The organism is Treponema sp. (assembly GCF_051883275.1).
GTDB lineage: Bacteria > Spirochaetota > Spirochaetia > Treponematales > Treponemataceae > Treponema_D.
The window spans coordinates 97,274-118,465 of the sequence record NZ_JBJETK010000037.1 but is presented as its reverse complement, the minus strand read 5'-3'; the positions used below and the strand labels follow the sequence as shown (position 1 = coordinate 118,465).

At 42.1% G+C, this 21,192-nt stretch carries 16 protein-coding genes and 2 tRNA genes; 9 read left to right on the top strand and 9 right to left on the bottom strand.

The annotated features are described in order from the left end of the window. Positions 1 to 51: 51 nt before the first annotated feature. From ACI4L0_RS06020 to ACI4L0_RS06010, 3 genes are all read right to left on the bottom strand, one after another. The gene (locus tag ACI4L0_RS06020; protein WP_439799263.1) at positions 52 to 1,683 is read right to left on the bottom strand and encodes a serine/threonine protein kinase; all 1,632 of its coding nucleotides are present in this window, start codon (positions 1,681 to 1,683) and stop codon (positions 52 to 54) included. Positions 1,684 to 1,808: 125 nt separating this feature from the next. Next, a complete protein-coding gene (locus ACI4L0_RS06015; protein ID WP_439799262.1) occupies positions 1,809 to 2,825 on the bottom strand; it encodes a metallophosphoesterase in 1,017 nt (338 codons plus the stop codon). 1 nt (position 2,826) lies between these two features. Next, positions 2,827 to 3,171 (bottom strand): FHA domain-containing protein, encoded by a 345-nt coding sequence (locus ACI4L0_RS06010; RefSeq protein ID WP_439799261.1) that lies wholly within the window; start codon positions 3,169 to 3,171, stop codon positions 2,827 to 2,829. Positions 3,172 to 3,317: 146 nt separating this feature from the next. Between ACI4L0_RS06010 and ACI4L0_RS06005 the strand changes: the two genes are divergently transcribed. From ACI4L0_RS06005 to ACI4L0_RS05980, 6 genes are all read left to right on the top strand, one after another. After that, a tRNA-Asp gene (locus ACI4L0_RS06005) sits at positions 3,318 to 3,391 on the top strand. Between the two features lie 29 nt (positions 3,392 to 3,420). Continuing rightward, a tRNA-Pro gene (locus ACI4L0_RS06000) sits at positions 3,421 to 3,493 on the top strand. Between the two features lie 156 nt (positions 3,494 to 3,649). Then, the gene (locus ACI4L0_RS05995) at positions 3,650 to 9,205 is read left to right on the top strand and encodes an alpha-2-macroglobulin family protein (protein ID WP_439799260.1); all 5,556 of its coding nucleotides are present in this window, start codon (positions 3,650 to 3,652) and stop codon (positions 9,203 to 9,205) included. After that, the gene (gene pbpC, locus ACI4L0_RS05990; protein WP_439799259.1) at positions 9,186 to 11,477 is read left to right on the top strand and encodes a penicillin-binding protein 1C; all 2,292 of its coding nucleotides are present in this window, start codon (positions 9,186 to 9,188) and stop codon (positions 11,475 to 11,477) included. Before ACI4L0_RS05995 ends, pbpC begins: the two co-directional genes overlap by 20 nt. 159 nt (positions 11,478 to 11,636) lie before the next feature. Then, complete coding sequence (locus ACI4L0_RS05985; protein ID WP_439799258.1) at positions 11,637 to 11,933, top strand: hypothetical protein; 297 nt, start codon at positions 11,637 to 11,639, stop codon at positions 11,931 to 11,933. A gap of 102 nt (positions 11,934 to 12,035) precedes the next feature. Beyond that, a complete protein-coding gene (locus ACI4L0_RS05980; protein WP_439799293.1) occupies positions 12,036 to 12,200 on the top strand; it encodes a transposase in 165 nt (54 codons plus the stop codon). Here ACI4L0_RS05980 and ACI4L0_RS05975 read toward each other — a convergent pair. Then, positions 12,171 to 12,752 (bottom strand): hypothetical protein, encoded by a 582-nt coding sequence (locus ACI4L0_RS05975; RefSeq protein WP_439799257.1) that lies wholly within the window; start codon positions 12,750 to 12,752, stop codon positions 12,171 to 12,173. The two genes, ACI4L0_RS05980 and ACI4L0_RS05975, sit on opposite strands and share 30 nt — an antisense overlap. A gap of 403 nt (positions 12,753 to 13,155) precedes the next feature. Between ACI4L0_RS05975 and ACI4L0_RS05970 the strand changes: the two genes are divergently transcribed. Genes ACI4L0_RS05970 through ACI4L0_RS05960 form a run of 3 tightly spaced genes read left to right on the top strand, consistent with a single transcriptional unit; the run spans position 13,156 to position 16,818 of the window. Continuing rightward, entirely contained in the window at positions 13,156 to 13,995 is an 840-nt protein-coding gene (locus ACI4L0_RS05970; protein ID WP_439799256.1) for a TrmB family transcriptional regulator, read from the top strand. Between the two features lie 47 nt (positions 13,996 to 14,042). Beyond that, positions 14,043 to 15,416, top strand: coding sequence for an MATE family efflux transporter (locus ACI4L0_RS05965; protein WP_439799255.1), 1,374 nt, complete (start codon positions 14,043 to 14,045; stop codon positions 15,414 to 15,416). Position 15,417: 1 nt separating this feature from the next. Beyond that, positions 15,418 to 16,818, top strand: a complete 1,401-nt coding sequence (locus tag ACI4L0_RS05960; RefSeq protein WP_439799254.1) for an alpha-amylase family glycosyl hydrolase — start codon at positions 15,418 to 15,420, stop codon at positions 16,816 to 16,818. Between the two features lie 149 nt (positions 16,819 to 16,967). Here the strand turns inward: ACI4L0_RS05960 and ACI4L0_RS05955 are convergent, their stop codons facing one another. From ACI4L0_RS05955 to ribD, 5 genes are all read right to left on the bottom strand, one after another. Next, complete coding sequence (locus tag ACI4L0_RS05955) at positions 16,968 to 17,459, bottom strand: deoxycytidylate deaminase (RefSeq protein WP_439799253.1); 492 nt, start codon at positions 17,457 to 17,459, stop codon at positions 16,968 to 16,970. A gap of 93 nt (positions 17,460 to 17,552) precedes the next feature. Further along, positions 17,553 to 18,023, bottom strand: coding sequence for a 6,7-dimethyl-8-ribityllumazine synthase (gene ribH, locus ACI4L0_RS05950; RefSeq protein WP_439799252.1), 471 nt, complete (start codon positions 18,021 to 18,023; stop codon positions 17,553 to 17,555). A 94-nt stretch (positions 18,024 to 18,117) separates the two neighbouring features. Next, the gene (gene ribA / locus ACI4L0_RS05945) at positions 18,118 to 19,332 is read right to left on the bottom strand and encodes a GTP cyclohydrolase II (RefSeq protein ID WP_439799251.1); all 1,215 of its coding nucleotides are present in this window, start codon (positions 19,330 to 19,332) and stop codon (positions 18,118 to 18,120) included. Then, on the bottom strand, positions 19,322 to 19,933 hold the full coding sequence (locus ACI4L0_RS05940) for a riboflavin synthase (protein ID WP_439799250.1): 612 nt from the start codon (positions 19,931 to 19,933) through the stop codon (positions 19,322 to 19,324). Before ACI4L0_RS05940 ends, ribA begins: the two co-directional genes overlap by 11 nt. After that, on the bottom strand, positions 19,918 to 21,090 hold the full coding sequence (ribD, locus tag ACI4L0_RS05935) for a bifunctional diaminohydroxyphosphoribosylaminopyrimidine deaminase/5-amino-6-(5-phosphoribosylamino)uracil reductase RibD (protein ID WP_439799249.1): 1,173 nt from the start codon (positions 21,088 to 21,090) through the stop codon (positions 19,918 to 19,920). Before ribD ends, ACI4L0_RS05940 begins: the two co-directional genes overlap by 16 nt. Positions 21,091 to 21,192: the final 102 nt, after the last annotated feature.

The window sequence follows — 21,192 nt, the reverse complement described above, 5'->3', positions numbered from 1 at the left end:
GCACATCCGCACATTCAGTGTTTTCAGAAGCAGTAAAAAATGCGCTGTTTTTTACTTCCTCCTCATGCTTCCATTTATAAATATTTCATCCTGATACCAGTCTACAAGCAGACTGAAATACTCGTCATAATATCCTTCATGCCTCATAAGGAATTTATAAACAGTTCCCGTTTTTAGCTTGGAAAAATCAACCTTGGAAACATCCGTCCATTTTGAGCCGATCTGGATTCTGAACTGAGAAGAGCCTGTCAAATCTTTTCCTGTTTCAGAGTCAACGGCGGAAAGATGAACTGCAATGTTTCTGCTTGCATTTTTCAGAAAATCCAGGTTCATGAGGACGCTCTCTTTGCCCACGGAAATGCTTTTCCACCAGACATACGGGCCTTCTGCAATCTTTATTCTGTAGTCACCCGGGCGAAGGAACACTGTCTTTGTTTTATACTCAAGATTTTTTCCACCCGAAGAATTTTTCGCTGAATAAAAAATGCGCCTTGTATTTGGAACTTCAGGAATTCCGTCATTGTCATTCACAAAGAAAAATGCGCGGGCTGGAAGGTCGGCATTCACGCTTGCTGTTGAAGGCATGACCATGGAAAGCGAAACAGGAGTATACCAGTTCCTAAGAATTGTTCTGTGAATAACTCCCGAATTCCATGCATAGCAGAACAAGCCCGCAAGCGCACAGGCCGCAAAAGCACCAAGCGCAAACCTCTTTGCCTTATAGTTTCTTGGAATATAGGCAGGAAACGAAACAGTCTTTGGAGAAATCACAGCCTGTGCAAGTGTAACCCGGATTGCATGGGTATCATAATTTTTAAGATAGCGGCGGATTTTTGCAATAACAGGATCAAGGCTCTTGTACCGTTTTTCAGGCTCTGGGCGCATCATCTTCCTTATCAATGTTATTACAACATGAGGAAGATTTTTTACAATTTTCTGCGGAGGAATATACTTTCCTTTTTTTATCTTCGCGATAGTTTCAGGCGCCATATCTCCTGCATAGGGCTTTGAGCCTGTAACCATCTCGTAGAGCATCACGCCCATAGAATATATGTCTGCGCGCGCATCTACAGTGCTTGAATCCACAAGCTGCTCAGGCGACATATAGGCAGGAGTTCCAAGCGTAGAGCCGGCCTGTGTTATCGCGCTGTTCTTTGCAGCAACGATAGTTCTGTCTGAATCCGAAGATGCTTTCTGCTCCTCAACTTCAGGCTCTTCATTGCTGGCAATTCCAAAATCCGCAAGTTTGACTTCTGCCCTCTTGGAAATAAGAATATTCCCCGGTTTTATATCGCGATGAACAATATCCTTGGAATGTGCATTTTTCAGTCCAAGACAGGCATCTAAAAAAATCAGAAGCGAAAGTTCAGGCGGAAGGGAAATCTGCTTTTCAATCAGCTTGTCAAGCGACATTCCATCTACAAACTCAAGAACAATATAGTTGGATCTGCCTTCTGTAAAATAGTCAAACATTCTGACCACATAGGGGCTGGACAGCTCGCTGAGAATTCTCGCCTCTCTTTTGAAGCGCTCCCTGATTGCAGCTCCGCCATTTTTCATAGTGAGTTTTTTTATAACGACCTTGCGCTTCAGCTCTGGATGAGTTGCAAGATACACCGCTCCCATTCCGCCTGCAGCAATCTTTGTGCAGTTCTTATATTTTCCGATTGTTTCACTTTCCATTTGCTTCTCCCACAAAAACAAATCTATAACCCCAGCAAAACACCGGGGCATTAAATCCTCCGCACGAATAAAACAAGGCAGCCCGAAAAACTGAAATTTCCGGGACAACCTAAAAATGCGATGTTTTATAAAACACTTTTTATATCAGCCACGGGATCAAATATTTTCCCGGGAACTGCAACGGCAATATTCATTTCATCCGGATTATGAAGCTGAAGATACCTTCCGTTCTGGCGCAAAAAAAATTTTCCATCCTTCACAGGACGATGTCCGCCAAACCATATAACGCCGCTTTTTTTTGCCGAAGGGTTCAGATTCTCCATCAGTTTCTGCACGCTCTGCTCTTCCGCCTCATCGTTCGCAGTCCATGTCAGCCCAATGACAACATCATCATTTTTATGATAGTCAATAATCTGATTTCTTGAAAACGCAAACGCAGGCTCGGCATGGCTCACACCGAAATCAGAAAACACTGCGCATACAGGCAGGGCTTTTTCCCACAGGCTTATCAGATGAAGCACAACATCACCGTATACCTGGCGTATAAAATCACAACACATGATTCCTTCCTGAACAAATTTTCTGAAAGAAAAATTTCCGTGGCAGGTTTCGTTCAGGATATTTTCATGGTTTCCTTTTAAAAAATGAAAATTGGCCGTGAATGCGTTTTTCAGCTCCATGATTATCATAAGCGTAAAAATATTCTCGAGCATTTCCTGCTGCATTGCCTGGCCCGCATAAACATTCATCGACCAGTCTTTATATGCCTCAAGCCACCTTTCATATCCGCGGCTCTCTGAATGGAAGGCATCGCCAACACAGACCATGTATATTTTTTTTTCGTTAAGAAGCTGAAGAACTGTTCTGCCGTCAATTTTAAAATCCAGAATCCGCAGAATAAATTCAGCGCGGGCATGAATATCGGGAACAATGACAACAGGAATATCTGAAGCGGAAAAATCAAGAAGACCGCCGGGCTTGCAGTCAGAACCAAGCGGCCTGTAACTGGAATCTTCATTTTCCAGCACGCACAGTGAGTTATCAAGAAAACGCTGCAATTCATCTTCCGCAGGAAATGCCTGGGAGCTGTTTATGCAGTTCAGATGAGAATAAAAAGATGCCAGTTCTTCTTCGGAAAACATTCTAGCCCATTATAAGATTTGAAGAACCAATCGTAAGCTTGTCTCCGGCGTTGAGCTTGACATACTTATCCGGCGGAATTCTGCGCCCATTCAAAAAAGTTCCGTTAGTGCTTCCAAGATCACTTAAAAAATATGCATCACGGATTTTTTGAATAATGCAATGATGGCGGCTTGCAAGCTTTGAATCAATGACAATATCATTATCAGCTTCACGCCCCATAGTTATTTTTGCAGTAATTTGAATTTTTTTCTTGTTGAACACAAGATACGAAACCTGCTGTGACTCTGCAATTTTGTCTAAATGCTGTCCCAAAGGACTTGAATTTATAATAGTCTTATCTGCCATGCATTCATTATAAAACACTTTTTTAAATTTTCAAGTTTTTATTTAAAGGGAAGTTCTGGAAATTCTTTAGCACAGAAAAATTCGAATAATAAAAAAAAATTCTATTGACAGCAAAAATGTTTTTATGCTATATTCTAGCAACACATGGGGTGTTAGCGAAGCTGGTTATCGCGCTGGCCTGTCACGCCGGAGACCACGGGTTCGAGTCCCGTACATCCCGTTGCACCGTTCTTTAGGAGCGTTTTTATTCGGGCAATAGCGCAGCTGGTAGCGCGCTAGCTTCGGGAGTTAGAGGTCCCGGGTTCGAATCCCGGTTGCCCGACTTTTTTATCCAGCCTTTTTTAATCAATTTATCAAATCCTGTATTTTCAAAACAGCAAAACAAATATGTAGTAAAATATTTTTACAAAACTGATTTTTTTTTGCTTCCCCCCCCTATATATAGAAAAATATATTTAAATTTTATATTCTTTTTTGCATGAAGAATTTTAAATTATATTTTGTAATTTTAGCATCGGCCTGTATATTTTTTTCAGGCTGCAAAAAGGAAAACCAGAATTCAATAACAGCAGAGGATGAGATTTTAATAGAAGAAATTTCACCGACATTTATCGGAAGAATGTCGGACATTTCGCTCCGTTTTGCATGCGAGCCAGAGTGCAATATTGAAAATGCATTCTCGCTTTCACCAAGGCAAAAGGGCGAATGGAAATTTTCAGAGGACAAGCGGACAGTTTCATTCTGCCCTGAAAAGCCTTACAAGGCGAATTCCAAAATAACACTGAAAGCAGATTTTTCAAAGCTTTTTCCGTCAAAAAACAAAAATGGAATTTTCACAAGGGAATTCATCACAACGGATTCTTCTTTTAAAGTAGGCTTCAATGAAATCATGCTTGACGACGATGGAAACTACAGTCTTTCAGGAGTTTTTGAAACAGACATTCCTGTAGAAGAAAAAAAAGTTTCATCAGCACTGAAGGCTTCAGTCAGGGAATCATTCAAATCCAGAAAACTTGACGTAAGCTGGTTAACTGCGGGAAAAAGCACTTCGCACAGTTTTTCAATCACAGGAATCAGACCTTCCGACAAGCAGCAGACACTTCTTGTGGAATGGAACGGAAAAAAAACAGGAGTGCTCAGCTCAAAGGGTGCACAGGCAAAAGACAGCAAGAAATTTACAATTCCCGCATCCGGAATTTTTGATATAATCGACATAAACACTTCCCGCAAAAATTCAATAACAGTAAGCTTTTCGCAGTTCATAAGCACATCGCAGAATCTGCTTGGATTTATAAAGGCGTTCGATGAGCAGGAAAATCTTGTAAAATTCACAAACGCAACCGTAAAGAAAAATATTCTGACAATATTCAGCGACACAGGCTTTGAAAACATCAGCTCCCTGAAAATCGCAAGCGGCTTAAAAAGCGAAAGCGGAATTCTGCTCGCCTCAACTTCCAGCATATCCATCGCTGAGCACTGGGAGCTTCCGTCTGTTAAATTTACGAATTCGGGGAATATCCTTCCGACCTCGCAGGGAACAGTGCTTTCAGTGATGACAAGAAATCTGGACGGACTTTTAATCCAGGCTTTTAGAATTCCAGACCACAACATGATTCAGTTTCTTCAGGTCAACAATCTTGATGAAAAAAAAGAAATGTACAGAGTCGGAGAGCCTGTGTGGGAAAAGCGTGTTTCACTGCCGTGGAACAGCTCAATGCAGAACTGCTATGTTCCGCGCGGAATTGATATTTCGGAGCTGACAAAAAAATATCCGGGCGGAATGTTCCAGATTCGTATTTCATTCAGAAAGCGTGACATAAAATATGTCTGCCCGAAGCAGCATCCTGATTTTTCCAATATAGAAATGCCCAGGGACACATTCGAAGAGCAGACAGAGGAAAACAGTTACTGGGACTACCTGAACAACATGGATTATGAAACAAGGAGAACTTTCTGGAACTACGATGACGATCCGTGCCACCCTGCGTTCTACATGGAATTATACAATCCTAAGAACACAATAAAAAGGAATATCATTGTTTCAGACATCGGCCTTATGGCAAAAAAAGAAACCAGCGGAAAAATTTTTGTGACCGCCGCGGATATAAGAACCGCTCAGCCATACAAAAACATCAGGGTGGAGATTTTCAATTTTATAGGAAAGAGCCTGGGTTCGGCAAAAACAGACTCAAACGGAAACGCAGTGTTTGACTGCCAGGATGCGGTTTTTATCACGGCGACAGCGGCAGACCAGACTTCATATCTCAAGCTTTCAGGCGGAACAACTCTCAGCATAAGCCATTTTGAAACAGGCGGAATAAAATCCGCAGACGGTCTGAAGGGTTTCATATACGGAGAGCGCGGAATCTGGCGGCCGGGAGATAATATGTTCCTGACTTTTGTGCTTCAGGACAGCGGCAAAACTCTTCCCGAGGATATTCCTGTTACGTTCGAACTTATAAACCCAAGAGGAAAAACAGTTGAAACAAAAATTCTTCAGAACCACAAGAACGGTTTTTATCCTATCGATACAAAGACACAGGAGGACGGAGAAACCGGAGTCTACACGGCAAAAATAAAAATAGGAGGAAACGAGTGGACAAAACCGCTCAGGGTTGAATCCATTGTTCCGAACAAGCTTTCTGTAAAGCTCATGCCGGCATCTGGAAAAATTCTTTCGTCAGGGAAAAATGAATTCAGAATGGAAGGCGAATGGCTTCACGGAGCATCCGCGGCCGGATACAAGGCTGATGTTTCAGTGATGTTCTCAAAGCAGGATGCAGGATTTAAAGGCTACGAAAATTACACTTTCACAAACCCAAGGAACACAGTTGAATCCAGGCGCGAAAAAATCTGGGAAGGAACACTCGACTCAAATTCCAAGGCAAATTTCAATGTGGATCTTGATGCCGGCTGGGATCTTCCGGGATTGCTGAAAGCGAATATGACTTCGCGTATTTTTGAGCCGTCAGGAGCATTTTCAACCGAATACACAAGCTTTACTTTTTCGCCTTACAAGCGCTATGTGGGACTGAAGCTTCCAAAGGGGGATGCCGCAAGGAATATGCTTTTGACCGACAAGCAGCACACCGCCGACATTGTTCTTGTTGATGAAAACGGAAATCCCGTAAATGAAGCTAAAATTTCATACAGCATTTATAAAATAAACTGGAAATGGTGGTGGGAAAAAGACGCCTACTCCGAAGCAGGATTCACAGGCAGATCGTCATACAGCAAAATAGCTTCCGGAGAATGTGATATTAAAAATGGAAAAGGAAGCTTTACATTTGAAGTGAACTACCCTTCATGGGGAAGATACCTTGTTGTGGCAGAAGACAACAGGTCAGCCCAATGCAGCCACAGCGCAGGAAAAATTGTATACATAGACTGGCCTGGCTGGGCAAGCCGCGCGGTCGAAGGAGAAAACGGAAGCGCATCGATGGTTTCCCTTTCCGCAGATAAAAAATCCTATATTCCGGGAGAAACAGCAAGCATTACTTTTGCATCCGGAAAAAGTCAGCGCGCCCTTGCCACCATTGAAAAGAACGGCACAATCTTAAAGCAGGAATGGATTGAAACAGAAGAGGGCACAACAGTATATAAAACCAAAATTGAAGAAACCATGGCGCCCAACTGCTATGTTCACATAACGCTTCTTCAGCAGCACCTGCAAACGGCAAACAGCCTTCCTGTGCGGCTCTATGGAATAGTTCCTCTTATGGTTGAAAATCCAAAAACTGTGCTGGAGCCTGTAATTTCATGCGCAGACACTTTCACTCCTGGAAAGGAAACAGTTATTTCAATAGCAGAAAAAAATGGAAGACCGATGACGTATACAGTCGCTGTTGTTGACGAAGGTCTTTTAGGACTTACCAATTTCCATGTTCCGGATATTCATTCTGAATTCTACAAAAAGGAAGCTTCACAGCTGGAAAACTGGGACATATACTCGTATGTCATAAACGCCTATTCTGGAAAGCTCGAAACAATTCTTGCAGTAGGAGGCGGAGATGAAATCAACACAAACGCAATGAACAACTCCAACCGCTTTGCTCCTGTTGTAAAATATTTCGGGCCGTACACAATTTCGCAGGGAGAAAAAAAGGCTTTGTCATTCAAGATGCCGCAGTATATTGGCGCTGTAAAAATAATGGCAGTAGCAGGAAACAATGATTCCCCTGGAATTTTTTCTTGCGGAAGTTCAGAAAAATCCGTAAAGGTAAAGTCTTCTCTGATGGTTCAGCCTGTCATTCCGCGCACACTCGGAGCTGATGAAAAAATTTCACTTCCGGTAGTAGTTTTCAACGGAACAGAAAACGACACCGCTGCGGACATAGCCGTGAAAGTTTCAGGGGCAGCAAGCCTTGCAGAAACCAGAACTGTAAAAATACCGGCAATGGGAAATATCACAGAGAGATTCACTCTGAAAACCAATGAGCCAGGAGACGCCGTTTTTGAAGTTTCTGCAAATTCAAAATCAGGCAGCGCACACAACAAGGAAAGTGTAAAAATTCTTTCGCGCGGAATTCCTGCGGCATACAGAAAAACTGTCATCATAAAGCCTGGAAAAACTGAAAAGATTGAAGTGGAAAGTCCGCTTGAAAAAGGAACAGGAAAACTCAGCCTTGAAGTTTCCACTATTCCATCTTTGAATCTTGAAAGCAGACTTTCATATCTTTTAAATTATCCGCACGGCTGCATTGAGCAGATTACATCAGGAGCTTTTCCGCAGCTGTACCTGCCTTCATTTGCAAAGCTGAACGAACAGCAGATTGAACAAGCGAAGGAAAATATAAAATCTGTAATAAAGCGTTATTCTTTGTATCAAAAACCCAACGGAGGGTTTAGTTACTGGCAGGGCGGAGAGCAAATAAATGAATGGGGAACCTGCTATGCGGCACACTTCCTTTCGGAGGCAAAGAAAAACGGCTATACAGTTCCGGCGCAGATGTACAAATCGCTCATGGATTATCTGGATGAAAAAGCTTCATTCTGGAACGGAAATTCAAGAGAGGAAAAAGAAATTCACGCTTATGCAGTTTTTGTTCTGGCGCTTGCAGGCCGCTCAAATATCGGAGCAATGAACAGGCTTGACAGTTTCAATGAAATGTCAAATACAGCCCAGCTTCTTCTTTCGTGCGCCTACTCGCTTAGCGGCAATACAGCCCATGCGGAAAAAATACGGCGGAAAGCAGACCGCAATTCAGAATTCTTCAGAATGACAGGAGGAAATTTCAGCTCATCGCACCGGGAAGAGGCAATGAAACTTTTTGCCGCAGTTCTGTCAAAAAACACTTCAGCAGCACTGAAGCAGGCAAAAACAGTTTCAGGTACTCTGGATTCCGAAGAGTGGCTGAGCACACAGGAAACTGCGTGGTCGCTCCTTGCGCTTTTGCCGTACTACACTTCAACTCAGAAAAATGAGCAGGAAAATTATTCAATAGAGCGCAATGGAAAAACAGCTTCATGCTCCATCGAAAAAATTTCAGACATCAGGGAACTTGATTTTTACGAAGGAAACACTCAGTTGCTCAGCATTACAAACAAAGGAAGCAAGGACATTTTTGCAGTTCTAACAGTCTCGGGAAATTCAAAGGCGGGAAATGAAACTGCGCGGAATGACGGCATAAGACTGAAAATAAAATACACAGATGAAAGCGGAAAGAAAATAAATCCAGCTTCCACAAAAACAGGGGATAGCATTCTCATGAATATTTCTGTTGACTCAGATATGGAAAAAGAAATAAAGAACATGGCTCTTGCGGTTCCAATTCCAACATGCTGGGAAATATCAAACGACAGAATTTCCCTTGGCACGGAAATGGGAAAAGATGATTTTACATATCAGGATATACGCGACAATCTTGTCTGCACCTACTTTGACCTTGAGCCAGGGCAAACAAAAAAATTCTCGATTCTTGCAACCGTAGTCTTTGAGGGTGAATATTTCATTCCTGCCGTGAGCGCAGAGGCAATGTATGACAACTCAATAGGAGCCATTGTTCCCGGAGTCTATGCAGTTTCATCTAAATAAAAAATTTATTTTTCCTGCTGGAATTCTTGCCGGACTGTTTTTGTACACAGCCGCATGGATTCTATCAGGAAAACTTCTCGCGGTAAAATCTCCGTACTCGGTGGCAGTGTATGACAGAGATGGAATTCTGACAGGCGCATCTGCTGCCGATGACGGTCAGTGGAGATTTGAAAAGGGAGCTGTTCCGCCGAAATTCGAAGCCTGCATTTTAGCTTTTGAAGACAGGAGATTTTATTTTCATTCAGGCATAGATTACCCTGCGCTTGCACGGGCAGTTTTTCAGAATATAAAAAAAGGAAGAATTGTTTCAGGCGGCTCAACAATCACAATGCAGACAGCCAGGCTTCTTCAGGGAAACAGAAAGCGCACATATTTTCAAAAGGCAAAGGAAGCAGCCATTGCCATCCTTCTTGAAGCACGGTTCACAAAAAAAACAATTCTTGAGCTTTATGCAGCCAATGCTCCGTTCGGCGGAAATGTTGTGGGAATTGAAGCCGCGGCGTGGAGGTATTTCAATGTTCCGCCTGAATCACTCACATGGGCTGAATGTGCAACTCTGGCAGTGCTTCCCAACCAGCCATCTCTTGTGTCGCCCGGAAAAAATTCTTCCATTCTGCTTCAAAAGCGCAACAGGCTGCTTGCAAAGCTCTATGAAACAAAAAAAATTTCCGCGGAAACACTTGAGCTTTCTCTTCAGGAAAAAATTCCGGGAAAGCCATACAAGCTGCCGGCCTTCGCACCGCACTATCTTGAATTCTTAAAAAAGCAGAACCCCGGGCAGAGCAAATTTTTTACAGACCTCGACAATAGAATTCAAAAAAACACAGCGGAAACAACAGAGCGTTTTTCAGAAAATTTTTCAAAGCTTGGAATCAGCAACGCTTCCGCAATAGTCATAGAAACATCCACCGGAAAAATTCTGGCGTACATAGGAAACACCGGCATGAACGGACGGAACACAGAAAATGCCGATGTTGATATGATTCAGGCGCAGAGAAGCACAGGAAGTCTTTTAAAGCCGTTCCTTTTTGCGGCAATGCTCGACAGCGGAATGTTACTTTCAAATCAGCTTGTGATAGATGTTCCCACAAGAATCGGAAACTACATGCCTGAAAATAATATTCCAAAATACACAGGAGCGATTCCTGCAAGCCAGGCGCTTTCACGATCATTGAATATTCCAGCTATAAGGGAACTCAGAAAATTCGGAATCACTCCTTTTCTTGAAGTGCTCAGACAGTGCGGGCTTACAACATTCACCAAGGACGCGGACTATTACGGACTGCCGCTGATTCTAGGCGGAGGCGAAACTACGCTGATTCAAATTACCTCAGCCTATGCTTCTCTGATGAAAAAGGCGGAAGGAATGGAAGCGCAAAATCCGTTTTCGTCCGGAAGCTGCTACCAGACACTGGAGGCTCTGTCAATGGGAACAAGACCTGAAGAGGAATCTCAATGGCAGAAATTCGGCTCGCAGAAAAAAATCGCATGGAAGACAGGAACAAGCACAGGCTATAGAGATGCATGGTGCATCGGGACAACAAGGGAATTCACAGTTGGAGTCTGGGTTGGAAATTCCAACGGGCGCGGAAACAAAAATCTTACAAGTGCATCAACAGCAGCACCTCTGATGTTCACACTTTTTTCTTCTCTGCCGCAGACATCATTCTGCGAAGCTCCCAACTGGAATTTAGAGCCTGTAACAGTCTGCAAGAAATCAGGATTCATCGCCTCCGAAAACTGCGAAGAAACAGAGCACTCATTAAAACCCCGCACTGCCCCTATGAGCAGCATCTGTCCATATTGCAAAGTCTACTCATTCACTCCCGATGGAAAATTTCAGGCCACCGCGGAAGATTTAACTGGAATCTACAAAGGCCAGCTTCCGCTTTTGAAAAAATATTTTGTTCTTCCGCCCTACGTTGAATACTGGTACACAAAGACAAGCTTAAATTACAAGAGGCTTCCGAAATTTGTTTCATGGCACACACAGGACAGCGAAGTCTCTTTTCAGATTGTGTTTCCAGAAAACAATTCCCATATAATAATTCCAACTGAAATTGATGCAAAAAAGGGAAGCACAGTTTTTCAGGCGGCACCAAAAAATCCTGATGATATTTTATACTGGGATCTGGACGGAAAATTCACAGCGCAGACAAAATTTCTCCACACAGTTTCAGTTACCCCGGAATATGGAAAGCACCGCCTTACAGTCACAGACAAAAACGGATATTCACAGGAAAGAATATTTTTTATCGAAAATCCAGATTAATTTTTTTTTCGGAATTATCTTTTCAAACACTTGAAATTTATTTGACATTTCAAAAAAACGCACTACACTCTTATGAACAATGACATTCAAGCAGCATAAACTTTGCAGGGTAAAATTATGGAAGATTATAATACTTAAACCGAAATGGGGAATGAGAGTATGAAGATACCAAATAAGGAAGAGATTTATAAAGAAGCGACAGATTTAATAACACCCGAGCAAGAAAAAGATTTCTTTGTACTTTGCGAACTTAAAAAGAATCCCAGTTTTAGCACTGGTGGCTTAAAAAGAAATAATAATGGCTATGATGATTGTGCAATTTTTATGAAGTTTTCTGATGAACCTATTTCAAGATTTGACATACCAGAGGAAAAACTGAGGACAGCTCTTAGGGACTTTGAAAGTGCAAAGGACTATTATGAAAACGCACTAGGTGAATATCGTGTGTTTCATTAATATTGCAAATAGCATTCAATCTGCTATTGAAAAACATAAAGTTTAGGCGAATTTTCTTCTGGGAAAGAACTACATACAAACGAAATCAAAAACTTCTAGGCAATTCTAAAAAGGTCAACAATCGGAAGCCATCACCATGTTTCGACTAAGTATTTGCAAAGTTATGTAAACGAATATTATTTCAGACAGAACAACAGGTTTGTTGATTCATTTGATAAGCTGTTGATGCAAAGTATTTTAGTTAATTCCTGGCACAATATATTGTAAAAATTCTTCCCCCGATTCTCGGTCTTTATAAGATGTGAAACTTCCACCATTTTCCCTTGCAATTTTTTGATAGGCTTTATTAGCCGGATTTTCTTTCAAAGCATCCCATTTTATACAAGTGTATTTTTCTTTTAATTCTGGAATAAGATTTGATAAATCCCGCGCAAGTGCAACATTTGGATGGTCAATGTCGAAAGAAAACATTTTGATATCAACTATCTCAGGTCCAGAACAAATAAGAGTGCCTTTTAATTCCTTTGTTTTTACGTCTATATAAAAGAATGATTTTATTGCCAACACTATGGACATCATGGCGGAACAAATAAGAGCATACAAAGTAACATTTTCTTTTTTTGGATTAATACTTGAAATTAAGTATTTGTATTCTGTATTCATTAACTCTTTAGCAGGTGTGTCAAGAATTTGTTTTATGCTTTTATTCTTTTCAAGAAAATCATCTAAAACTTGAATATCTGCTTTTTCTAATGACTCTTTAAATCTTTTTTCCGGCTCCGACATATATTGGTCAACAAATTTTACTTCTTCTGTCATTTCTAGTTTCCTGCAATTTAAATATTAAGACAAAACATCAAGGTCTTCAAATTTATCTTCAGTCATTTACCACTACCAAAGGTGGTGGCTTGAATAAGAACCGCGCAAAGCGGTTTATTTTTGTTTCTAATTCAATTCTATAAACAAGTCATAAAAACAGAACAAGATAAAACCAAACACAAGGATTTATGGGGAAAAGCTCATTTCAGTTCCGAAAAAGAAATGAAGCAGAAAATTTGGATGGTGACGGCCAGAATGTCTTTACGCTTTAAGTGTGTGAGGGGATAATTCCGATGTTTTTTAATCCCGTCTTTTAATTATTTTGTTGACACAGAAAAAAAGAAGTGCTATGTTTTTAGTAGTAAAACTTTTACTACTAAAACTTAATCAACAGGAAAATGGTATGACAGATAATATCATTGAAACCCTGGGCGCACTCGGATTTTCAAAAATGGAAACGCTTGTATACTGCGCTCTTGTTCCAGAAGAAAAAATGGGCGGATATCAGCTTGCAAAAAAACTAAATGCACCGCGTCCTTCTGTGTACTCTGCACTGGAAAACTTATTGTCAAAGGAATATATAAAAAGTATTCCCGGAGAAATTGCCGAGTACCAGGCTGTTCCGCCGGACATTTTAATTGACGGGATCTTGAAAAAGCAATCCTCAAATGCGGCAAAGGCAAAGGAAATGCTAAAAACGCTGGCCGCTCCTATATCAATTCAAGAGCGGTTTGTAAATATAGAGGGAAAGACAAAACTTATCTCTATTGTAAATAATCTTATTTCAGAAGCAAAAAAAGAAATTGTCTTTAACTGCTCCATGCCGCTTGATTTTTTCAAAGATGAGCTTTTATCCGCTGCCAAACGCAAAGTCAGAATTGTTTTATTCAGCTGGCAGAATCTTGACACCCTTTCAATTCCCTTGGAATTCTTCTGCGGATATGACGGAACTGACTGCTGTCCGGAGCAGAGAATTCTTCTTGTTTCAGACATGGCGCACTGCGTTGTGGGAAGCAATGACAGGGCAATCTTTTTTCCGCACAGACCGCATCATAAAATAAAAAAACTTCCAGACGGGGAAAATGATTTTCTTGGAATGACAAGCGACAACAGGCTTATTGTAAATCTTGTTTCTGAGCACATTCACTTTGATATTTATCTTCAGAGGCTCAGAAAAAAATTCAAGCGTGATATCATAACAAAGGATATCCGCATTGGAACCCTGATGGAAAAAGGTATATAGGATATTTCAGGAAGTTCAATACATTCTAATTATGTTTGGAGTATAAAATGAAAACAGAAAAAAACAGTTTCTTAAAAGACATGCTCACATTGGCAGTTCCTATTTCACTTCAGAATCTAATACAGTCGCTTCTTGGAATGGTTGACCAGATTATGATTGGAAGACTTGGAACAAAAACGGTTGCCGCAGTAAGTCTTGCAGGGCGTCCTAGTTTTATAATGATTTTTGCGCTGGGGGGAATCGCTTCTGCAAGTTCAATTTTTGCTTCTCAGTATGAAGGCGCAAAGGATTCCAACAAGCACGCAAACATAATGCGGATTTCCCTTATTTCCGCGCTGGGAGTATGCGGATTGTTCTTTGTTTTTTCACTGTTCACACCGGAACTGATACTTTCGTTTTTTACAAAGGATGCAAAAGTTATTGAAATAGGCAAAGATTATCTCAGAATAAATTCTCTGAGCTACTGCGCACTTGCGGCCGTTATCTGCGCTTCCGCAATGCTCCGAAGCACAGGTTTTGCAAATATCACACTTGCAGCAGGACTTGCGGCGGTAGCAATAAACACAACGCTAAATGCATTCTTGATTTTTGGCTTGATGGGATTTCCTGCCCTCGGTGCTATCGGCGCTTCAATCGCCACGGTGATTTCAACATACATAGAATGTATTATACTCATTGTATTCATGGCAATAAAAAAACATCCGGCACAACTAAAGGCCGCCTTGCACTGCAAGAATGAAATTTCATTTCTGAAAAAGTTCTTTATAACAGCCCTTCCAGCTGTATGCACAGAACTTTTATGGGCAGTGGGAGATGCAGGCTACAGCGCAATATACGGACACATGGGAACATCCGAGCTTGCCGCTATTACGTTAACCTTTCCAGTGCAAGGGTTAACAACAGGATTTTTCAGCGGACTTTCAGCAGCAACAGGAATTCTAATAGGAAATGAGCTTGGCTCAAATAACTTTAAAAGCGCATACAGGCTTTCATGGAAATTCATAAAAATCTCCATTCCGGGATGCATTTTAATCGGACTTCTTATTGCATCTCTTGCGCCTGTTTATACTGGATTTTTCAATGTGGAGCCTCAAGTCAGAAAATATGCGAACACTCTTTTAATGATATTCGCATTTTATCTATGGATAAAAGTTTCCAACATGATTATAGGAAGCGGAATTTTAAGGAGCGGCGGAAAAACAAAATTCACACTGTTTCTTGATACAATCGGAACATACGGAATAGGACTTCCGTTGGGACTTATAGGCGCTGTGGTTTTAAAACTTGAAATCACAAAAGTCTACGCACTGCTTTCTGTAGAGGAAATTATAAGGCTTGCAATCGGACTTGAAAGAATCAAAAGCAAGAAATGGATGAGCAGCCTGACACAGCAAGAAACAAAAACACTGGAGGAAAAATAATATGATTAGAAAATTTTTGGCAGCTGTAACACTATTTATAATAGGAGCAACTTCTATGACTGCGCAGAACAAAGAACAGATAAAACAGGGAACAATCCTTCACTGCTGGTGCTGGTCGTTCAAGACAATCGAAGAAAACATTGAGCTGATTTCAAGAGCGGGATTCACAGCGATTCAGACATCTCCTGCAAACGAATGTTTCAAAGGAGACAACGGCGGGCTTGAGATTATGAGCAGAAACAGCGGCAAATGGTATTATCACTATCAGCCCACAGACTGGAAAATAGGAAACTATCAGCTTGGAACAAGGGATGATTTCATAAGAATGTGCGCAAAGGCAAAAAGCTATAACATTTCAGTTATTGTTGACGTTGTTCCAAACCACACAACAACCCACAAGGATGCAATTTCCCAGGATTTTATAAAAGCCGTGGGCGGCATGGAAAAAATGTATCATGCAAACTCCGACCACACAATCCGGAGCATGAGCAACAGGCGTGAAGTCACAAGCGCAATGCTGGGAGGTCTTCCGGATGTGAATACAGAAAATCCGCTTTTTCAGGAATATTTTCTGAATTACGTAAATGATCTTATCAAATGCGGTGCAGACGGCTTCAGATTCGACACTGCAAAGCACATTGCGCTTCCAGATGATCCAGTAGACTCAACCGCAGCAGAAAATGACTTCTGGCCGGTTTTCACAGGAAAAAAGAGTGTCAACGGAAAATCGCTGGCAAACGCAGAAAATATTTTCCTTTACGGAGAAGTGCTTCAGGAAGGAGCTTCACGGGAAGATGCCTACGGAAAATTTTTTCCTGTAACAGCAAGCAACTATGGAAAACTTTTAAGAAGCGCGCTGAAAAACGGAAAGCTCAATGCAAAGGGAATCAGAAATTTTCAGAACGCAGCAGCTCCTGAAGTTGTCACCTGGATCGAAAGCCATGACACATACGCAAATGAAGGCGAATCATCCGCGCTTTCAAATTTTCTTTTACGGGCAGGATGGGCAGTGATAACCTCAAGAAAAGAAGGCACGCCGCTTTTTTTCAGCAGGCCAAAAGGAAAAGAAGCGACACAGTTTCCGGGACAGTCAAAAATCGGTGAAAGCGGAAACAGCGAGTTCTTCAGTCCTGAAGTTTCAGAGGTAAACAAATTCAGAACTGCAATGGCCGGTGAAAATGAAGAATTTATCAACGGAGAAAATTCAGGAGTTCTGATTATAAAGCGCGGAGAAAAAGGATGCGTAATCATAAACCTGAACTCCAAGCCGTCGACTGTAGAGCTCAGGATAAATCTTAAAAACGGAACTTACATAGACAAAGCAAACAAAATAAAATTCAAGTGCAAGAATTCCGTGCTCACAGGAAAAATAAAGCCACAGTCAATATGCGTTGTCTACTAGATTTAATTTCTGAAAGTTGAAATTTAATCTACTAAAAAAATTCGGATTTCAAAAAAAAATGCATAAGGGCAGAATATGCAGGGAAGCGATAAATCATCATTTCAAATTTTAATCACTTCCCTGTATGATTCTTGAGCGGCAAAAAATAATTACATATCGGCGTAGGTCTGAACACTATCTTCAAGATGTTCGATTTTTATTCCGGCCTCGCTGAACATTTTCATTGAGTCGCTTTCATCATGATAATGCTTTTCGCACACTACCCTTTTTATTCCGCAGTTTATGATAAGCATGGCGCATGTTCGGCATGGAGTCATCTTGCAGTATACTGTTGCGCCGTCTATTGCAATGCCTCTTTTTGCAGCCTGGCAAATAGCATTCTGCTCGGCATGAACAGTCCTGACACAGTGCTGGGTTATAGAGCCATCCGCATGAATCATTTTCCTCATGAGATGTCCGGCCTCATCACAATGCGCAAGCCCCGCAGGACTTCCGACATAGCCTGTAACAAGAATCTGGTTCTCCTTTGCAATAACACAGCCGCTTCTTCCACGGTCACAGGTGGCCCGCTTTGCGATTGTACGGGCAACCTCCATAAAATATTCATCCCATGTAGGCCGTATATATTTTTGTTCTTCCATTTCAAATAAATCCTATCGGAAACCCGAAAACAAAAGTTTTCAAAGCAAGTCAAAAAATCAACTTTTTTATAAAGCTGAAAATCCCGGCAAAAGTTACATCTGCCTTAAAAGATTCACCATTTCAATCGCTCCAAGCGCACAGTCATATCCCTTGTTTCCGGCTTTTGTTCCGGCGCGCTCAATCGCCTGGTCAATGGTGTCTGTGGTAAGAACTCCGAACATAACAGGAATTCCGCTCTTTAAGCTGGCCTGGGCAATTCCCTTTGAAACTTCAGCGCACACATAATCATAGTGGCTTGTTGCTCCACGGATTACAGCTCCAAGACAGATAACTGCATCATACTGTCCGCTCTCCGCCATTTTTTCAGCAACAACAGGAATTTCAAACGCCCCTGGAACCCAGCACAATGTTATGTCATCATCATTCACATCATGGCGCACAAGACCATCCCTTGCACCGGCAACCAGCTTGGACACAATAAACTCATTGAATCTTGCGGCAACAATACCGACTTTGATTTTTTTTCCGCTTTCCGCTACAACTTTTCCCTCAATAATTTTCATTTTAACCTCCATAGTATTGAAATTCCGCAGAGGCGAAATCCGCACAGTCTGCTCATTCAATTAAAAAAATCAAACTAAAAAATGTGAATCCGCTCTAAACATTTGTAAGCAGATGCCCCATCCGCTTTGCCTTTGTCTTCAGGTAAAATTCATCGTACTTCTGGACAGGAATTTCAAGAGGAATTCTTTCTGTGATTTCGATTCCATTTTCACGGCAGTTCATGGCATTTATTTTCTGCGGATTGTTTGTCATGAGCTGGAGCTTTGAAATTCCAAGATTTTTAAGAATCTGAATTCCGCATGAATAATCCCTTGCATCCTCAGGAAGCCCCAGGGCAATATTTGCATCCACAGTATCCATTCCTTTGTCCTGAAGACTGTAGGCTTTTATCTTGTTGAGAATTCCTATTCCACGACCTTCCTGCGAAAGATAAACCAAAACTCCGCGGCCTTCCTCTGCAATTTTTTTCATTGCAAGGTCAAGCTGTTCTCCGCAGTCACATTTTCTTGAGCCGAAAGTATCGCCGGTCAGACATTCGCTGTGGACACGGCACAAAACGCTTTTTCCGTCCGAAACATCGCCCATGACAAGAGCTTCGTGATGCTCACCGGTGATTGTGTCCAAAAATCCGTACAGCCTGAAATCCCCGTACTTTGTAGGAAGAGCAGCCTCCGCAACACGCTCCACAAAACGCTCTTTGGTTTTTCTGTATTCAATAAGGTCAGCGATTGTAATAAGTGTAAGCCCCCACTCTCTTGCTTTTTCCTCAAGCTCCGGGCGACGCGCCATATTTCCGTCCGCGCTCATAATCTCGCAGCAAAGACCGGCAGGCTCAAGACCGGCAAGACGACACAAATCAACAGTCGCTTCTGTGTGCCCCTGCCGCTCAAAAACTCCCCTGCTTTTTGCCACCAGAGGAAACATGTGTCCAGGCCGCCTGAAATCTTCCGCACGTGTATTTGAATCCACAAGAGCCATCGCTGTAACGCTTCTTTCAAACGCGCTGATTCCTGTTGAAGTGGAAACATGGTCAATCGAAACTGTAAAGGCTGTTTCGTGGTTGTCCTGATTTTGAAACGTCATCGGATAAAAATTGTACTTGTGTGCAATTTCCGCGCTCACCGGCATACAGATAAGCCCGCATGCATTCCGCGCCATGAAATTTATATTTTCACCGGTGGCAAATCTTGCGGCGCAGATTAAATCTCCTTCGTTTTCACGGGACTCGTCGTCCGTTACCATTATAAGTTTTCCCTTCCTCAAATCATCCAGGGCTTTTTCCATGCATGCAATTTTTTCAGCCTTCATTTTTCACCTCCAAAGTAAAATGCCGTATATATTTTCCCACAATATCACATTCAATGTTCACAATATCACCGGGTCTTTTTCTGCTGAGAACTGTGCTGCTCCAGGTATGAGGAATCACAGCCGCAGTCACAACGCAGGTCGAGCCGCTCCACTTCACCGAAGCGACCGTAAGGCTTATTCCGTCAACCGCGAGCGAGCCTTTTTCCACCATGAATTCGCCGAGTTTTTTTTCCATTGAAAACTGAACGTTCACGGCATTTTCTTCTTTTGCGCAGGAAAGAATTCTTCCAGTGCCGTCGATATGCCCGGAAACAATATGGCCGCCGAACCTTCCGTCCGCTTTCATAGCGCGCTCAAGATTCACACAGCTTCCGGTGCGCAGGTTTTTAAGCGATGTTCTGGAAAAAGTTTCAGGTGTAACATCAGCAGTAAAAACATTCCCGGAAAATTCAGCAACAGTCAGACAGACGCCATTAACGGCAATGCTTTCCCCAAGCACAAGCCCTTCAAAAAACGGAGCCTGAATTTCTATTGAAAACGAATGTCCTGAGCGCAAAATATTTTTTACAGTTCCAAGACCTTCAACTATTCCTGTAAACACAGTTTTTCCTCCACAGAATATTCAAGAAGAACATCATCTGAAAAAGCACGCACATTCTTCAGGGAAAGAGCCACGCAGGATGCAAGGGAATCACACTCAAGCCCCTGAACAGCGGAATGTACGATTCCGTCAACTCCGCCCAGAATTTTGGGAGCCACAAAGCACAGCACTTTGTTCACAAGGCACTTTTTTTCCGCGCCGTAAAAGAAAAGCCCGGCATTCAAAAAACCGCCAGATTCAACAAGCACACTGTCAACAGAAAGTTCGCCGAGTTTTTTCAGAACATCCATAAGGTCTATGTGCGAATCTTTCTTTCCGGCCTTTACAACAGAAACTCCCATTGCCTCAAGCTCAGATTTTTTTTCTGAATCCGAACAGGTAAAAACCAAAAGCGGAAATTCGCGAGCAGATTTTACAAGCCTGCTTTCAAGCGGAATTTTCAAGTCGGAATCCAGAACAACCCTGAGCGGCTGCTTTATTCCTTCGCCCTGAATACGGCAGTTTAAAAGCGGATCATCCTTCAGCACTGTCTGAATTCCGCACATAACGGCCGCCATTGTTCCCCTAAGATAATGCACGTAATCCCTGGATTTTTGTCCTGTAATCCATTTGCTTTCTCCGGTGGACAGCGATGTTTTTCCGTCTGCGCTCTGTGCATATTTTGCCACAACAAACGGACGGCGGTGCGTTATAAAATGAAAAAAAATTTCATTGAGCGCATCACATTCGAATTTCAAAAAATCCCTGACAACATGGATTCCGGCCTCTTCAAGCTGCGACCCCCCTTTTCCCTTTACAAGCGGATTAGGGTCGCGGCTTCCAATCACAACGGTTTTTATTCCTGCATCTATAACAGCCTGCGTGCATGGAGGCTGCTTTCCGGTATGACAGCACGGCTCAAGCGTAACATAAAGCACAGCCCCGCTGACATCAGAATTTTTCTCACGGGCATTTTTAAGCGCATCCCGCTCCGCATGAAGCGCGCCGTATTCATGATGAAAACCTTCCGCTATTATTCTGCCGTTTTTTTCAATCACAGCACCCACAAGAGGATTGGGATGAACTTTTCCGCCGCCGCGGAGAGCAAGCTCAATAGCGCGCCTCATAAAATTTTCCTGCGGAACAAATTCATGCTCTTCAAATGAAAAGGCTTCCATGACAAAAGTTTTATATCAAACTAAAAACATTGTCAAGGGAACTGAAGAATCCAAGCGCGCAAAAGACAAAACGTGCCACCTCATTTGACAATACAACTTTTT

Coding starts and splice junctions, on each gene's coding strand:
- ACI4L0_RS06015 (WP_439799262.1), bottom strand. CDS start 2,825: ATGTTTTCCGAAGAAGAACTGGCATCTTTTTATTCTCATCTGAACTGC.
- pbpC (WP_439799259.1), top strand. CDS start 9,186: ATGCAGTTTCATCTAAATAAAAAATTTATTTTTCCTGCTGGAATTCTT.
- ACI4L0_RS05985 (WP_439799258.1), top strand. CDS start 11,637: ATGAAGATACCAAATAAGGAAGAGATTTATAAAGAAGCGACAGATTTA.
- ACI4L0_RS05960 (WP_439799254.1), top strand. CDS start 15,418: ATGATTAGAAAATTTTTGGCAGCTGTAACACTATTTATAATAGGAGCA.
- ribA (WP_439799251.1), bottom strand. CDS start 19,332: ATGAAGGCTGAAAAAATTGCATGCATGGAAAAAGCCCTGGATGATTTG.
- ribD (WP_439799249.1), bottom strand. CDS start 21,090: ATGGAAGCCTTTTCATTTGAAGAGCATGAATTTGTTCCGCAGGAAAAT.
- ACI4L0_RS05995 (WP_439799260.1), top strand. CDS start 3,650: ATGAAGAATTTTAAATTATATTTTGTAATTTTAGCATCGGCCTGTATA.
- ACI4L0_RS05965 (WP_439799255.1), top strand. CDS start 14,043: ATGAAAACAGAAAAAAACAGTTTCTTAAAAGACATGCTCACATTGGCA.
- ACI4L0_RS06010 (WP_439799261.1), bottom strand. CDS start 3,171: ATGGCAGATAAGACTATTATAAATTCAAGTCCTTTGGGACAGCATTTA.
- ACI4L0_RS05955 (WP_439799253.1), bottom strand. CDS start 17,459: ATGGAAGAACAAAAATATATACGGCCTACATGGGATGAATATTTTATG.
- ACI4L0_RS05975 (WP_439799257.1), bottom strand. CDS start 12,752: ATGACAGAAGAAGTAAAATTTGTTGACCAATATATGTCGGAGCCGGAA.
- ribH (WP_439799252.1), bottom strand. CDS start 18,023: ATGAAAATTATTGAGGGAAAAGTTGTAGCGGAAAGCGGAAAAAAAATC.
- ACI4L0_RS05970 (WP_439799256.1), top strand. CDS start 13,156: ATGACAGATAATATCATTGAAACCCTGGGCGCACTCGGATTTTCAAAA.
- ACI4L0_RS06020 (WP_439799263.1), bottom strand. CDS start 1,683: ATGGAAAGTGAAACAATCGGAAAATATAAGAACTGCACAAAGATTGCT.